The organism is Enterobacter sp. DC4, from assembly GCF_000568095.1.
Taxonomy (GTDB): Bacteria; Pseudomonadota; Gammaproteobacteria; order Enterobacterales; family Enterobacteriaceae; genus Enterobacter; species Enterobacter pseudoroggenkampii.
Window position 1 is genome coordinate 607,986 of sequence record NZ_AZUB01000001.1, and the last position, 14,657, is coordinate 622,642.

Annotated in this window: 18 protein-coding genes; 10 read left to right on the top strand and 8 right to left on the bottom strand. The window is 56.1% G+C overall.

The annotated features are described in order from the left end of the window. Positions 1–104 precede the first annotated feature (104 nt). The 5 genes from bssS to mdtH form a co-directional block, all read right to left on the bottom strand. Positions 105–359 carry a biofilm formation regulator BssS gene (gene bssS / locus P349_RS21115; protein ID WP_008500827.1) on the bottom strand — a complete coding sequence of 85 codons (255 nt, stop codon included), beginning with the start codon at positions 357–359 and terminating at the stop codon, positions 105–107. Between the two features lie 273 nt (positions 360–632). Then, positions 633–878 carry a DNA damage-inducible protein I gene (dinI, locus tag P349_RS21110; protein ID WP_032650831.1) on the bottom strand — a complete coding sequence of 82 codons (246 nt, stop codon included), beginning with the start codon at positions 876–878 and terminating at the stop codon, positions 633–635. Between the two features lie 74 nt (positions 879–952). Continuing rightward, entirely contained in the window at positions 953–1,999 is a 1,047-nt protein-coding gene (gene pyrC / locus P349_RS21105) for a dihydroorotase (protein WP_032650832.1), read from the bottom strand. 126 nt (positions 2,000–2,125) lie between these two features. Then, a complete protein-coding gene (locus P349_RS21100; protein ID WP_023311126.1) occupies positions 2,126–2,686 on the bottom strand; it encodes a lipoprotein in 561 nt (186 codons plus the stop codon). A gap of 548 nt (positions 2,687–3,234) precedes the next feature. Further along, on the bottom strand, positions 3,235–4,443 hold the full coding sequence (gene mdtH, locus P349_RS21095) for a multidrug efflux MFS transporter MdtH (protein ID WP_024909006.1): 1,209 nt from the start codon (positions 4,441–4,443) through the stop codon (positions 3,235–3,237). A 236-nt stretch (positions 4,444–4,679) separates the two neighbouring features. Here mdtH and rimJ point away from each other — a divergent pair, with 236 nt between their 5' ends. The 4 genes from rimJ (at position 4,680) to murJ (ending at position 8,515) form a co-directional block, all read left to right on the top strand. Continuing rightward, a complete protein-coding gene (rimJ, locus tag P349_RS21090; RefSeq protein ID WP_008500822.1) occupies positions 4,680–5,264 on the top strand; it encodes a ribosomal protein S5-alanine N-acetyltransferase in 585 nt (194 codons plus the stop codon). A 9-nt stretch (positions 5,265–5,273) separates the two neighbouring features. Next, on the top strand, positions 5,274–5,924 hold the full coding sequence (locus P349_RS21085) for a YceH family protein (RefSeq protein ID WP_032650834.1): 651 nt from the start codon (positions 5,274–5,276) through the stop codon (positions 5,922–5,924). Positions 5,925–5,926: 2 nt separating this feature from the next. Continuing rightward, complete coding sequence (locus P349_RS21080; protein ID WP_032650836.1) at positions 5,927–6,850, top strand: Gfo/Idh/MocA family protein; 924 nt, start codon at positions 5,927–5,929, stop codon at positions 6,848–6,850. A gap of 129 nt (positions 6,851–6,979) precedes the next feature. Further along, positions 6,980–8,515: a murein biosynthesis integral membrane protein MurJ gene (gene murJ / locus P349_RS21075; RefSeq protein WP_032650837.1), complete on the top strand. Its 1,536-nt coding sequence runs from the start codon at positions 6,980–6,982 to the stop codon at positions 8,513–8,515. A gap of 59 nt (positions 8,516–8,574) precedes the next feature. Here murJ and flgN read toward each other — a convergent pair whose 3' ends face one another. The 3 genes from flgN to flgA all read right to left on the bottom strand — a co-directional run bounded on the left by flgN (position 8,575) and on the right by flgA (position 10,051). Continuing rightward, positions 8,575–9,000 carry a flagella biosynthesis chaperone FlgN gene (gene flgN / locus P349_RS21070; RefSeq protein ID WP_008500818.1) on the bottom strand — a complete coding sequence of 142 codons (426 nt, stop codon included), beginning with the start codon at positions 8,998–9,000 and terminating at the stop codon, positions 8,575–8,577. A gap of 4 nt (positions 9,001–9,004) precedes the next feature. Next, positions 9,005–9,298: a flagellar biosynthesis anti-sigma factor FlgM gene (gene flgM / locus P349_RS21065; protein WP_032650838.1), complete on the bottom strand. Its 294-nt coding sequence runs from the start codon at positions 9,296–9,298 to the stop codon at positions 9,005–9,007. 93 nt (positions 9,299–9,391) lie between these two features. Continuing rightward, positions 9,392–10,051: a flagellar basal body P-ring formation chaperone FlgA gene (gene flgA / locus P349_RS21060; protein WP_024909011.1), complete on the bottom strand. Its 660-nt coding sequence runs from the start codon at positions 10,049–10,051 to the stop codon at positions 9,392–9,394. A gap of 157 nt (positions 10,052–10,208) precedes the next feature. Here flgA and flgB point away from each other — a divergent pair, with 157 nt between their 5' ends. From flgB to flgG, 6 genes are read left to right on the top strand one after another with little or no spacing between them, the layout of a single operon-like run. Then, positions 10,209–10,625 (top strand): flagellar basal body rod protein FlgB, encoded by a 417-nt coding sequence (gene flgB, locus P349_RS21055; protein ID WP_023311135.1) that lies wholly within the window; start codon positions 10,209–10,211, stop codon positions 10,623–10,625. A 3-nt stretch (positions 10,626–10,628) separates the two neighbouring features. Beyond that, positions 10,629–11,033, top strand: coding sequence for a flagellar basal body rod protein FlgC (gene flgC, locus P349_RS21050; protein WP_008500814.1), 405 nt, complete (start codon positions 10,629–10,631; stop codon positions 11,031–11,033). A gap of 11 nt (positions 11,034–11,044) precedes the next feature. Beyond that, positions 11,045–11,755 carry a flagellar hook assembly protein FlgD gene (gene flgD / locus P349_RS21045; protein WP_032650840.1) on the top strand — a complete coding sequence of 237 codons (711 nt, stop codon included), beginning with the start codon at positions 11,045–11,047 and terminating at the stop codon, positions 11,753–11,755. Between the two features lie 26 nt (positions 11,756–11,781). Then, positions 11,782–13,032: a flagellar hook protein FlgE gene (gene flgE / locus P349_RS21040; RefSeq protein WP_032650841.1), complete on the top strand. Its 1,251-nt coding sequence runs from the start codon at positions 11,782–11,784 to the stop codon at positions 13,030–13,032. Between the two features lie 20 nt (positions 13,033–13,052). Beyond that, positions 13,053–13,808, top strand: coding sequence for a flagellar basal body rod protein FlgF (locus P349_RS21035; protein WP_008500811.1), 756 nt, complete (start codon positions 13,053–13,055; stop codon positions 13,806–13,808). An 11-nt stretch (positions 13,809–13,819) separates the two neighbouring features. After that, positions 13,820–14,602 (top strand): flagellar basal-body rod protein FlgG, encoded by a 783-nt coding sequence (flgG, locus tag P349_RS21030; RefSeq protein ID WP_008500810.1) that lies wholly within the window; start codon positions 13,820–13,822, stop codon positions 14,600–14,602. Positions 14,603–14,657 lie beyond the last annotated feature (55 nt).

Sequence of the window (14,657 nt, forward strand, 5' to 3'; positions counted from 1 at the left end):
AACTGACGTTTTGTTAGCAGAGTAATTAACAACGCGGAGTTAGACAAGGGAGAAATAAATAAGGCACCGCGAGGGTGCCTGTAGAGAGAAAAGTGGGCATAAGCTTAGTGCCGTTTATACTCATTTTCCTGATAGTCGCCAGATTCTATTTTTGCAATACCTGCCTCTAAAATAGAAATAAACTGACGGGCGACGTCTGTTGTTAGCCACAGCGTCTGTCCAACTTCCGCTTCTTCACGGTTGAGTTGATTCGGGGTCTGGTAGTGCAAACGCAGCATCAGCGCATCGTAGCTATCTACGGTACTGATATCCCAGCCAACAAGTGGATGGGTCTGGATCACTTCACTATTCTTTTCCATTATAACCCCCTTAATGCGTGTTAGAAGACAACGGCTTTGAGGTTCAATGCATGTTTTTCTGAAAGCATCTTCAGTATACCAAGTAATAAGGGTTCCGAAGGGAAAAATAAACAGGTGGCAACACATTTTTCTGCTTTTTAGGATTGTTCGAACAATAAAACACCATCTTGTTCACGATTCTTAAAGAAGATGCCGAATTAATTTGAACTTACCGTATTTTTAGACAAAAAAAAGCCGGGGCGACCCGGCAAAAAACACAATGAGGGAGCAGTATTAATCTGTGATAAACCAGTCGTCTGCGCTTTCCCACGTTTCCTGCAGGATTTCGCTGATGCGATCTTTATCTTCTTTCGCCGCACCAATGACGGAGAGGTTGTTCGACGCGGCGTAACGCACCGTTACGGCACCCGCGTTGTCGGGAAAGGTGTTGTTAATACGGCGGGATAATTCGCCTGCCAGTGCATCAAGCGCGCCGGCAGGCAGAACAGTTGTTTTGGCTATGGTGACTTCAATACGCATAAATGCCCCCTGTGTAATATACTGTTTATTTATACAGGTATATTATCGATTTGACAACAAGGGGCATTGATTTTTTAACGTTTTACCGTCCAGTTAACGGTTTCGCCCGCCAGGAAGGGGATCAGCGTGTCATCCGTCAGCGCAATGGACTCCTCAACGTGGCTCGCCTTACGCTCCAGTTCGATGAAGCTGTCGTTGACCGGCAGGCCGTAGAAGCGCGGGCCATTAAGTGAGCAGAACGCTTCGAAATGTTCCAGCGCGTTCATCTCTTCAAATACGGTCGCGTAGCTGGCAAGCGCCGTTGGGGCGTTGAAGCAGCCTGCGCAGCCGCAGCTTGCCTCTTTACGGTGGCGGGCGTGAGGCGCGGAATCGGTGCCTAGGAACGCGCGGGAGAACCCGCTGGCAACCAGCTCGCGCAGCGCCTGCTGGTGGATGTTGCGCTTGAGAATCGGCAGGCAGTACAGGTGAGGGCGCACCCCGCCCACCAGCATGTGGTTACGGTTAAACATCAGGTGCTGTGGCGTAATGGTGGCGGCGATAAGATCGTTGCCGTCGCGCACGTACTCTGCCGCGTCTTTGGTGGTGATATGCTCAAAGACCACTTTAAGCGCGGGCAGGCGCTGGCGCAGAGGCTCCATCACGGTCTCGATAAACCGGGCTTCACGGTCGAAGATGTCAATCTCGGCATGCGTGACTTCACCATGGACCAGCAGCGGCATGCCCAGTTTCTGCATGCGCTCCAGAACCGGCATGATGGCATCAATGCTGGTGACGCCGTGGCTGGAGTTGGTGGTGGCATTCGCCGGATAGAGTTTCGCCGCCGTAAATACGCCTTCGTTAAACCCACGCTCCACTTCGTTAGGGTCCAGCGAGTCGGTCAGATAGCAGGTCATCAACGGGGTAAAATCGTGTCCCGCAGGCACGGCATCCAGGATGCGCTGGCGATAGGCTATCGCGGCATCGACGGTGGTGACTGGTGGAACCAGGTTAGGCATGACAATCGCGCGGCCATAAATTTCGCTGGTATAAGGCACGACGGTTTTCAGCATATCGCCATCACGCAGATGGATATGCCAGTCGTCAGGGCGGCGGATTTTAAGAACCTGGGGTTGTGCAGTCATGGAAGCTCCGGCTTGTCAGGAATCAGTCATAAGGATGGCTGTTTTTGCCGGACACAAATCATAAGCGGAAACGTTTTCGTTTGCACACTTTTCCGTAAAAAAAAGGGCGCCGTAGCGCCCTTCAGGTTAATCGGTGAAAGGAATGATGATTTCACCCGGCTTAACCTCTATGCCTTTTGCGTATTTTTTCGCCAGGGCTTCGCCCTTGCTTTTATCTTCGCTTAAGACGTACGCGGGCTGCTGGTTGAAATAATTACGCAGCGACTGGTTGAGATAGGGCATCAGGGTTTGCAGAACCGGCGCCATCTTGTCCGGCGACACCTGCGCATCGACGACTTCCATCTCCTGGAGGAAAATCGCCCCTTTCTCTTTGTTGAAAACGGGGAGTGCCTTCAGCTTGAGCTTGATGTTGGCTTTCTGATTGCCAAAGAGGGAGGACATATCAAGATCCGCGTCACCGGCCAGGGTGACTTTGTTTGGCTCTTCACGTCCGATCTGGCTGGTCAGATTCGTGAGCACGATATGCGCGTCCGCCAGCCCCGGCACGCCAATGTCTTTAGAAAAATTGTTATGTTTTTCCAGCGCCTGATTAATTTCCTGTTCACTGACGGTATATTGCGTGAGCTGGTTACAGCCAACCAGCAGACCGCTGACAACTAATGCAGCGGCAAAGACAATTTTCTTCATAGTGTTCCTCAACGAAAAATCGGCGCTTCTGTCCTGTTACGCCAGTATGTCAGCGTGAATGGGCAGAAACCAGCAGAAAAAACTGAGAAGTGGGGCGGGAGGGACTCCCGTTGGAGCGGATGAATCCCACTGGATTTGTTACCAGAAGCATTAACACGGCCTTCAGATTAATATAAAGCTTACAGCGATGCCCTGGTCCGGCTGTAAATCGCCGAGGCGTTTCCGTAAGGCCGGGACGAGGCGCAGGGATGCGCCGAGAGGGCGTGGCCTGCAGGGACGCAGGCTCATGCCCGACCCGATAGCCTGAAGGAATAAGCTGAGGGTACCGCGAAGCGGCGATTTACCGCCGGGAGCCCGGGTTGCCAGGGCGGTGGCGATTGAGCCGCCCTGGAACGTTCACCGGTCATGTCGTTAAAGAGTAGCAAGAAATATAAAGTGAACGGAATGACCACCACAGCCGTATGTTCCCCTCACCCTAACCCTCTCCCCAAAGGGGCGAGGGGATTGTTCACTGCCCACATTAATCCGTGGGGATACCTCAGGAAAGGCTACGCGCCAGGCTCGAGCATGCCGCTCGCGCTGCGTTTCTGGCTGAACTGCCACCACAGGGCAAGGAGCGTCATAAAGCCCACCACGCCGAGCATCATCCACGGGAGTTCGGGCTGGTTTAACGCTTTGCCGGCATCAAACAACCAGCCGCCTCCGGCGTAACCTAATGCGCCACCAAGCGCCAGCCCCAGCCGGCTGAAACCCATATAGCTGCCGCGCGCACGCGCATCCGCAAGGGAGGCGCTCAGCGTTTCACGGGCAGGCTCGGCGATGATCGACCCTATATAGAAGGTGCAAATCAGGGTAAACAGCTGCTGGAGAGAGTTCACCAGGCCGATCGGCATCATGCTCAGCGTCATCAGGAACAGCCCGGCCATCAGGCGATGCTCCAGACGAAAACGCCGTTCGCTCCAGCGGGCAATCGGATAAAGCAGCGTTAACGACAGGCAGGCTTCGATGGCGTACATCCATTTAACGGCAGCAGGCGTGCCAGCAATGTCGTTAACCATGATCGGCAGCATCAGCATGACCTGCACAGCCAGCATGTAGTAGCCCGTCAGGGTCAGCACATAGGTGACAAAACGTTTGTCGCGCAGGACGCGGCCAAGCCCTTCCCGGACAGGTGCTTTGACCGTCGACAGTTTCCAGGCGGGCAGGAACAGGCCATTAAACAGCGCGCACAGAATAAAGAGCACCGCCCCAGCCGCGCAGACCAGACGGAAGTCATACTGCAGCAGCCAGCTTCCCAGCAGAGCGCCGACAACCGCCCCGGCGCTGTCCTGCATCATCAGAATCGAGAAGAAACGGCCGCGGTGCTGCGGGCGAATAAGCTTCACCACCAGCGCGGTGCGTGGCGGATCGAACAGCGTGCCCCCGATACCGGAGAGGAAACAGGAGAACCAGAGCAGCCAGGGCTCCTGGGCGACAGCCATCGTGGCAAAGCCTGCCGCGCGCAGCAGCATACCGGTCACGATCATCGGTTTAGCGCCAAAGCGGTCGGCAATGGCCCCGCCAAAGACGCCCAGACCCTGCTGGACAAACTGGCGTAACCCCAGGGCAATGCCAACCATTAATGCCGCCCAGCCCATTTGATCGACAAATCGGATCGATATCAATGGAAAAACGACAAAAAAGCCGAGCACGACCAGCATGTTATCGACGAGCAGGAAATATTTACCCAGGCTCCTGGCCTGTGATACGCGGGACATTTTCCCTCCAGGGAAAATAAGAAGGTGAGCACGCTAACATTCTGCGGTGTCGCCGCGTTTTTTCCCACCCCCGGGCGTGACAATATTTTTTTATCAAAAGGGTGCTTTGATAGAGAGTTCTCATCGAAAATAATGAAAAGAGGGCAAAATGGTATGTCACTGTTTTCACAGACGGCGCAGGCGCAGGTATAGTAAAGCTAATGGGTAAGCTGAAGTGACGGGAAGGAGTGGTATCGATGTTTGGCTATCGCAGTAATGTGCCAAAAGTGCGTCTGACAACGGACAGGCTGGTCGTTCGTCTGGTGCATGAGCGTGATGCCTGGCGTCTGGCGGATTATTACGCCGAGAATCGCCAGTTTTTAAAACCCTGGGAACCCGTTCGGGATGAGAGCCATTGTTACCCTTCCGGCTGGCAGGCGCGCCTCAGCATGATTACGGAATTTCACAAGCAGGGCAGCGCGTTTTATTTCGCGCTGCTGGATCCTGAAGAGAAAGAGATTATCGGGATCGCCAATTTTTCAAACGTGGTGCGGGGATCGTTTCACGCCTGCTACCTTGGCTACTCCATCGGTCAGAAATGGCAGGGGCAGGGGCTGATGTACGAGGCGCTGACGGTAGCGATCCGTTATATGCAGCGCACGCAGCATATCCATCGCATCATGGCGAACTATATGCCGCATAATCAGCGCAGCGGCAATTTGCTGGCGCGTTTAGGGTTCGAGAAAGAGGGTTACGCCAAAGACTATCTGCTGATAGACGGAGAATGGCGCGACCACGTTCTGACGGCGTTAACCACCCGGGACTGGACCGCAGGTCGTTAAGGAGAAAAGATGAAGTATCAGCTAAACGGTACAGAAGCGCGCGTGATTGGGTGCTTACTCGAAAAACAGGTCACCACGCCGGAGCAGTATCCGCTCTCCGTCAACGCCGTGACCATGGCCTGCAATCAGAAGACCAACCGCGAGCCGGTGATGAACCTCAGCGAGCATGAGGTTCAGGACGTGCTCGATGCATTGGTAAAACGCCACTATCTGCGTACCGTCAGCGGCTTCGGCAACCGCGTGACCAAATACGAACAGCGCTTTTGTAACTCCGAATTTGGCGACCTGAAGCTGAGCAGTGCGGAAGTGGCGGTCATCACCACGCTGCTGCTGCGCGGGGCGCAGACACCGGGAGAGCTGCGCACGCGCGCTTCCCGTATGCATGAGTTCAGCGATATGCAGGAGGTCGAGCAGACCCTGGAAGGGCTGGCTTCTCGCGAAGACGGCCCATACGTGGTGCGTCTGGCGCGAGAGCCGGGAAAACGCGAAAGCCGCTATATGCATCTGTTCAGTGGTGAAGTTGATATTTCAGTTAAATCCAGCGCAACCGATATTAGTGCTGGAGATGACGATTTGGTTGCCCGCGTAGAGGCGCTGGAAGATGAGGTCGCCGGGCTGAAACAGCGTCTGGATGCGTTGCTGGCACATTTGGGAGACTGACGGTGAAAAAATTACGCGTAGGCGTGGTGGGGCTGGGCGGCATCGCGCAAAAAGCCTGGCTGCCTGTTTTAGGTGCGGCGACGGACTGGACCCTGCAAGGGGCATGGTCACCCACCCGAGAAAAGGCAGAACGTATCTGCGAAACCTGGCGCATGCCGTATGCTGCCTCCCTGCCGGATCTGGCCCGCGAGTGTGATGCGGTTTTTGTGCATACCTCAACGGCAACCCACTATCAGGTGGTGAGCGAGCTGCTCAATTTGGGGGTTCACGTCTGCGTGGATAAACCGCTGGCTGAAAATGTTCAGGATGCCGAACGGCTGATTGAGCTGGCCGCGCGCAAAAAACTGACGCTGATGGTGGGTTTCAACCGCCGCTTTGCGCCGCTTTATCAACAGCTGAAGGCGCAGTCGGGCACGCTCGCCTCGCTGCGGATGGATAAGCACCGTACCGACAGCATTGGGCCAAACGATTTGCGTTTCACGCTGCTGGATGACTATCTGCACGTTGTGGATACGGCGCTGTGGCTCGCCAGCGGCAATGCACAGCTGCAAAGTGGCACGCTACTGACGAACGAGCAGGGCGAAATGGTCTACGCCGAACATCATTTCGCGATTGACCATCTGCAGATCACCACCAGCATGCATCGTCGTGCGGGAAGTCAGCGTGAATCCGTCCAGGCCGTCACCGACGGCGCGTTGTACGACATAACCGACATGCGTGAATGGCGGGAAGAGAAGGGCAGCGGCGTGGTGACGCTTCCTGCCCCTGGCTGGCAGAGCACGCTTGAACAGCGCGGTTTTGCCGGTTGTGCCCGCCACTTTATCACCTGCGTGCAAAATCAGACGGTTCCTGAAACGTCCGGTGAGCAGGCCATTATGGCGCAGCGCATTGTGGAAAGGCTCTGGCGCGAGGCCATGAGCGAATAACTCGCTGTAACATCTGCGGATAGTAATTCGTTGAAATCCGGTTAGACTAAGCGCCGCTTGTTGGCTTTGCCGGGTGGCGCTTACGCTTACCCGGCTTACAAATCCGTATGGTTCTGGAAATTCACGTTAATGAACTTATTAAAATCGCTGGCGGCCGTCAGCTCGATGACCATGTTTTCCCGCGTGCTGGGTTTTGCGCGCGACGCCATTGTGGCAAGGGTATTTGGTGCAGGGATGGCCACGGACGCCTTTTTCGTCGCGTTCAAGTTGCCGAACCTGCTGCGTCGTATTTTTGCTGAAGGGGCGTTTTCCCAGGCATTCGTGCCTATCCTGGCGGAATATAAAAGCAAGCAGGGTGAAGACGCGACGCGCGTCTTTGTTTCTTATGTCTCCGGGCTGCTGACGCTGGCTTTGGCGGTGGTGACGGTACTCGGGATGCTGGCCGCGCCGTGGGTGATTATGGTGACCGCGCCCGGTTTTGCCGATACGGCCGACAAATTTGCGCTGACCTCGCAGCTGCTGCGCATTACTTTCCCCTATATTCTGCTGATCTCGCTGGCCTCGCTGGTGGGGGCGATCCTGAATACCTGGAACCGCTTCTCTGTTCCGGCGTTTGCGCCGACGTTTCTCAACGTCAGCATGATCGGCTTTGCCCTGTTCGCTGCGCCGCACTTCAACCCGCCGGTGCTGGCGCTGGCCTGGGCGGTCACCGTGGGCGGCGTGCTGCAGCTGGCGTATCAGCTGCCGCATCTGAAAAAAATCGGCATGCTGGTGCTGCCGCGCATCAATCTCAAAGATGCCGGGGCGATGCGCGTCATCAAGCAGATGGGGCCCGCTATTCTCGGCGTCTCCGTCAGCCAGATCTCGCTGATTATCAACACCATCTTTGCCTCGTTCCTTGTGTCCGGCTCGGTTTCCTGGATGTACTACGCCGACCGTCTGATGGAGTTCCCGTCCGGAGTGCTGGGCGTGGCGCTGGGGACCATCCTGCTGCCGTCGCTGTCGAAAAGTTTTGCCAGCGGTAATCATGATGAGTATTGCCGCCTGATGGACTGGGGGTTACGTCTCTGCTTCCTGCTGGCCCTGCCAAGCGCGGTGGCGCTGGGTATTCTGGCCAAACCGCTGACGGTGTCGCTCTTCCAGTACGGGAAATTCACCGCCTTTGATGCCGCCATGACCCAGCGCGCGCTGATTGCCTACTCGGTCGGATTGATGGGGCTGATCGTCGTCAAGGTGCTGGCGCCCGGGTTCTACTCGCGTCAGGACATCAAAACGCCGGTGAAAATTGCCATTGTGACGCTGATTATGACGCAGCTGATGAACCTGGCGTTTATTGGTCCGCTGAAGCATGCGGGCCTGTCATTATCGATTGGTCTGGCGGCCTGTCTGAATGCCGGACTGCTGTACTGGCAGCTGCGCAAGCAGGATATTTTTACACCGCAGCCGGGCTGGGGAAGTTTCCTGGTGCGTCTGATCATTGCGGTACTGGTGATGTCTGCCGCGCTGCTCGGCATGATGTACGTGATGCCGGAGTGGTCTCAGGGCACCATGCCCTACCGTCTGATGCGGCTGATGGCCGTGGTGGGCGTCGGGGTGGTGGCGTACTTTGCCACGCTCGCGGTGCTGGGCTTCAAAGTGAAAGAGTTTGCCCGTCGGACGGCATAAACGCCAAAAGGGGAGTTCACCTTATGGTGCTCCCCACTGCATGATTTGTCGCTGATGCGTCAAATCGAAATCTTTTTCACACCCGCAATACGCGCAGTCGCTGTCTGACCATCCGCACCGTACAGTCCGGTTTCTTTATGCGGTTTCAACACCTCAAGTGCCTGCTGATTACGCTCAATCTGACCTTCCAGTAGCCAGCCGTTATGCTGGTTAAGATCGCGCAGGTGCTGGGTTTTTTCGGTAATGGTCTGCCAGCGCTCAATAATATCGTCATTGGCGCTGCGCTTCGGATCCTGCTCAGCGCGGCGTTGTTGCTCCAGATAATCCAGCGTCGCCAGAAGCGAACTCTTATCTTCAGTAATACGCTGCAGCGCGCTGCCGTTGATGTGACCGGAAGAGAGATGCTGTTGTTCAGCGTCCATTACCGTTTTCAGGTCGTTCAGGACAACCGTCATTTGATCCAGTATTTCTGACAGTCGACTCATACGGTTAGTTACTCTGTAAGAAACTCTGTGCTTCCTGAATCAGGGCATCAGCGATCTTGCTGGTATCCATTTTCAGTTCACCGTTACGAATAGCCGTTTTCAGCGCTTCAACACGTTCCATATTGATATCGTTGGTGCCTGGCTGCATCAGTTTCGCCTGCGCATCGCTCAGGGTCACGCTGGTGCTGTTGGACGTTGACGGTTTTTCCAGACGCGTTTTCTGCGCAGGAGTGTCATTCGTTTCGCGAGGTTGTACAGCGCTTACCGGCTTCAGGGCTGATGTACGATCAATGCTCATAGTGTTGTCCTCATCGAGGGTTCGCGGCGTTTGCGCCTGACATCATCATTAGTGGAATATTTATCGGCACGCGCCGCGAAATCTTTAAAAAGATTATAGGTTAATCAGAATATTCCCATCAGAATCGACGGTTCCGCTCACCACCTGGCCTGATGACATTCTGACGCGGATGTTTTGCGCCACCGCGGCATTGTTTAACGCTTTCCCTTCACTGTTGATACTAAAGCCCTCTCCGTTGGCCACCACCATCACCTGCTGGCCCGCTTTTATCCGCCATGCCTGGCGCAGCATTGAGAGCTGTATCGGCTGGCCTGGTGCAACATCACGCAGGCTGACGGCGTCCTGTGCCTGGTTTATTTCCAGCATGGTGCGTGGAGGCAGCTGATCCAGACGGCCGCGTTTTAACGTCACGCTGTTCGTCTGCAGTACGCTGCCGCGCGCAATGGGCACGGCGGCGACAACATAATTGCCCGTCGCCTGAACTGCAACCTGTAAATAGCGTTTTTCGTTGGCGCAGCGTGCCAGCACGTTCACATTCCCCCAAAGCTTTGTGAACCCCACCACGCTGAACGAAGGCTGGTCACACGTCGGGTACAGATTCGGTGGCGTGCGCACGGTAACGGTAACGTCATCGCTAAAGCCTGCCAGCTTCTCAGCAAAGAAAGCCGTCAACTGATCCTGTAAGCCTTCAGCCTGCACCAGCGGGCTAAACAGCCAGAAAATTGCCATCAGGCCACGTTTTAACGTTTGCATCGCAAGTTCCACCGTTTCCAGAGTTGAATGAATTCTACCTGCAGTGGTTTTGCATCAACGCAATAAATAGCGACGCATTTTGCGCTTATTCCGTCGATAGGGGAGACCGGGTGAGATTTAAGCTGTGAACTGAAATTTTGCCATCAGCGGAGGAGACATGCTCGATAAACTCGACGCCGCGTTACGTTTTCAGCAGGAAGCGCTCAATTTACGCGCCCAGCGGCAGGAGATTTTAGCCGCCAACATCGCTAACGCCGATACCCCGGGGTTTCAGGCGCGCGATATTGATTTTTCCAGTGAACTCAAAAAGGTGATGGAGCGTGGACGTGCCGAAGGAACGGGTGTTGCACTTGCCATGACATCCTCTCGCCATATTCCTGCTCAGGCGATGACCGCGCCAGCGACCGATTTACTTTACCGCATTCCCGATCAGCCCTCACTCGACGGTAACACCGTGGATATGGACCGGGAGCGTACGCAGTTTGCCGACAACAGCCTGAAATACCAGACGGGCCTGACCGTACTCGGCGGACAAATCAAAGGCATGATGAACGTCCTGCAGGGGGGGAACTGATAGATGGCCTTGTTGAATATTTTTGATATTGCCGGTTCGGCGTTAACCGCGCAGTCCAAACGCCTGAACGTGGCTGCCAGTAACCTGGCAAACGCCGACAGCGTCACCGGACCCGACGGCCAGCCTTATCGTGCCAAACAGGTTGTCTTTCAGGTCGATGCTGCGCCGGGCGCGGCGACGGGCGGCGTGAAGGTGTCTGATGTGGTAGAGAGCCAGGCGCCTGACAGGCTGGTGTATGAGCCGGGTAACCCGCTCGCAGATGCCAGCGGATACGTGAAGATGCCAAACGTGGATGTGGTGGGTGAGATGGTGAACTCCATGTCGGCTTCCCGTAGCTACCAGGCCAACGTCGAAGTGCTTAATACCGTGAAGAGCATGATGCTCAAAACACTCACTCTCGGCCAGTAAAGGAGACATGCATGTCCATCGCCGTAAATGTGAATGATCCTACGAACTCGGGTGTTAACAACACAAAGAGTACGACGGGTTCTAACTCCCTGACGGGGAGTAACGCCGCCGATCTTCAGGGCAGCTTTCTGACGCTGCTGGTGGCGCAGCTTAAGAACCAGGATCCCACCAACCCAATGCAGAACAACGAACTGACCACGCAGCTTGCGCAGATCAGCACCGTGAGCGGCATTGAGAAACTGAACACCACCCTCGGTTCCGTCTCTGGGCAGATTAACAGCGCCCAGTCTCTGCAGGCGGCAAGCCTGATTGGCCACGGGGTGATGATCCCGGGGACCACGATTCTGGCAGGCACCAGCACCACCGACGGCAATACCACCACGACGACCACGCCGTTTGGCGTTGAGCTCCAGCAGCCGGCTGAGAAGGTGACGGCAACGATCACGGATGCCAATAACGTGGTGGTTCGCACCATTGATATCGGCGAGCTGAAGGCGGGCGTTCACACCTTTACCTGGGATGGCAGCCTGACCGACGGCACCAAAGCACCAAACGGATCCTACAAAGTGGCAATCAGCGCCAGCAACGGGACGACCCAGCTGGTAGCGCAGCCGCTGCAGTTCGCGCTGGTCCAGGGCGTGATTAAAGGAAGCGACGGCAACAAACTGGATTTGGGAACCTCGGGTTCCACCACACTCGACGAAGTTCGGCAGATTATCTAAGCCTTAACACTTATCAGGAGTAAGTCATGGCCTTTTCTCAAGCGGTCAGCGGCCTGAATGCTGCGGCCACCAACCTGGACGTCATTGGCAACAACATCGCCAACTCCGCGACCTATGGTTTTAAATCCGGTTCTGCATCCTTTGCAGACATGTTTGCCGGTTCCAAAGTCGGCCTGGGCGTGAAAGTTGCGGGCATCACTCAGGACTTTAGCGACGGCACCACCACCAACACCGGTCGCGGTCTGGACGTTGCCATCAGCCAGAACGGTTTCTTCCGTATGGTCGATTCCAACGGCTCTGTGTTCTACAGCCGTAACGGCCAGTTCAAGCTGGATGAAAACCGTACGCTGGTGAACATGCAGGGCATGCAGCTGACGGGCTACCCGGTAGCGGGAACGCCGCCTACCGTTCAGACCGGTGCGAACCCTCAGGCAATTACCATCCCGAATACCCTGATGGCGGCGAAATCGACCACCACCGCGACGCAGCAGATCAACCTGAACTCAACCGATCCTGTTCAAACCGCTCCCTTCGATGCGACTAACCCGGATACCTACAACAAAAAAGGGACCGTGACCGTATTCGACAGCCAGGGTAACGCCCATAACATGTACGTCTACTACGTTAAGACGGCTGACAACAAATGGGACCTTTACACTCAGGACGGCAGCGTAGCGGGTTCTGCTGCGACGAAAGCGGCGCAGATGAACTTTGATGCGAACGGTAACTTGGCGGGTGTGTATAACTACGACGCGGCGGGTGTGCTGAGCGCAGCGCCAAACGCCACGCCGGCCATTAACATCACCACGGGCTCCGTCAGCGGTGCGACGGCGGCGACTTTCTCCCTGAGCTTCCAGAACTCCATGCAGCAGAACACCGGCGCGAACAGCGTGGTGGCTACCAATCAGAACGGCTACAAGCCAGGCGATCTGGTGAGCTACCAGATCAACGACGATGGCACCGTGGTGGGAAGCTACTCTAACGAACAGTCTCAGGTTCTGGGTCAGATCGTGCTGGCAAACTTCGCCAACAACGAAGGTCTGAAATCAGAAGGCGATAACGTCTGGTCTGCCACCCAGTCCTCTGGCGTGGCGCTGCTGGGTACCGCAGGCACCGGTAACTTTGGCAAGCTGACCAACGGCGCGCTGGAAGCTTCCAACGTGGATATGAGTAAAGAACTGGTGAACATGATCGTCGCGCAGCGTAACTATCAGTCGAACGCGCAGACCATCAAAACCCAGGACCAGATCCTCAACACGCTGGTTAACCTGCGTTAAGCGGCTAACAGGAAAGCGCAATGGATCACGCAATATATACCGCGATGGGCGCGGCAAGTCAGACGCTCAATCAGCAGGCCGTTACCGCCAGCAACCTGGCAAACGCCTCAACGCCGGGCTTTCGCGCGCAGCTTAATGCGCTGCGCGCGGTGCCGGTAGAAGGGCTTTCCCTGCCGACCCGAACGCTGGTGACGGCATCGACCCCTGGCGCCGATATGACGCCAGGGCAGATGGATTACACCTCACGCCCGCTGGACGTGGCTCTGCAGCAGGACGGCTGGCTGGCGGTGCAAACGGCGGACGGCAGTGAAGGCTATACCCGTAACGGGAACATCCAGGTGAGCGCGACGGGCCAGCTGACGATTCAGGGGCATCCGGTGATGGGGGAAGCGGGTCCGCTGACCGTACCGGAAGGCTCTGAGCTGACTATCGCTGCGGACGGCACCATTTCGGCGCTCAACCCGGGCGACCCGGCCAATACCGTTGCGCCCGTCGGTCGTCTGAAGCTGGTCAAAGCGGAAGGCAAAGAGGTGCAGCGTGGCGACGACGGCATGTTCCGTCTGACCCAGGCGGCGCAGGCGACGCGGGGTGCCACCTTACAGGCCGATCCGAGCATCCGCGTGATGTCCGGCGTTCTGGAAGGCAGTAACGTCAAGCCGGTCGAAGCCATGACCGACATGATCGCCAGCGCCCGCCGCTTTGAAATGCAGATGAAGATCATCAGCAGCGTGGATGAAAACGCGGGCAAGGCTAACCAACTTCTGGCTATGAGTTAACAGGACTCCTTATGATCAGTTCTTTATGGATCGCGAAAACAGGCCTGGACGCCCAGCAAACCAATATGGATGTGATTGCCAACAACCTGGCAAACGTGAGCACCAATGGTTTCAAGCGTCAGCGCGCGGTTTTCGAAGATTTGCTTTATCAAACCATCCGCCAGCCGGGCGCGCAGTCTTCTGAACAGACGACGCTGCCTTCGGGCCTGCAGATCGGTACCGGTGTTCGCCCGGTGGCCACCGAGCGTCTGCACAGTCAGGGCAACCTGTCTCAGACCAACAACAGTAAAGACGTGGCAATCAAAGGGCAGGGCTTCTTCCAGGTGCAGCTGCCTGACGGGACCTCTGCTTATACCCGCGACGGTTCGTTCCAGGTCGATCAGAACGGCCAGCTGGTGACGGCGGGCGGTTTCCAGGTCCAGCCTGCGATCACCATCCCGGCCAACGCCCTGAGCATCACCATCGGACGTGACGGTGTGGTCAGCGTGACCCAGCAGGGACAGGCCGCGCCGGTTCAGGTTGGGCAGCTCAACCTGACCACCTTCATGAACGATACCGGTCTGGAAAGCATTGGTGAGAACCTCTACACCGAAACGCAATCCTCCGGTACGCCAAATGAGAGCACCCCAGGCCTGAACGGTGCGGGCCTGCTGTACCAGGGCTATGTTGAAACCTCCAACGTGAACGTGGCGGAAGAGCTGGTGAATATGATCCAGGTTCAGCGCGCGTATGAAATTAACAGTAAAGCAGTGTCGACGACCGACCAGATGCTGCAGAAACTGACGCAACTCTAAGGTGTAGCCCGGTGCGGTAAACGCCGCGCCGGCTCCCTGTTTTCGAAGATGAAGG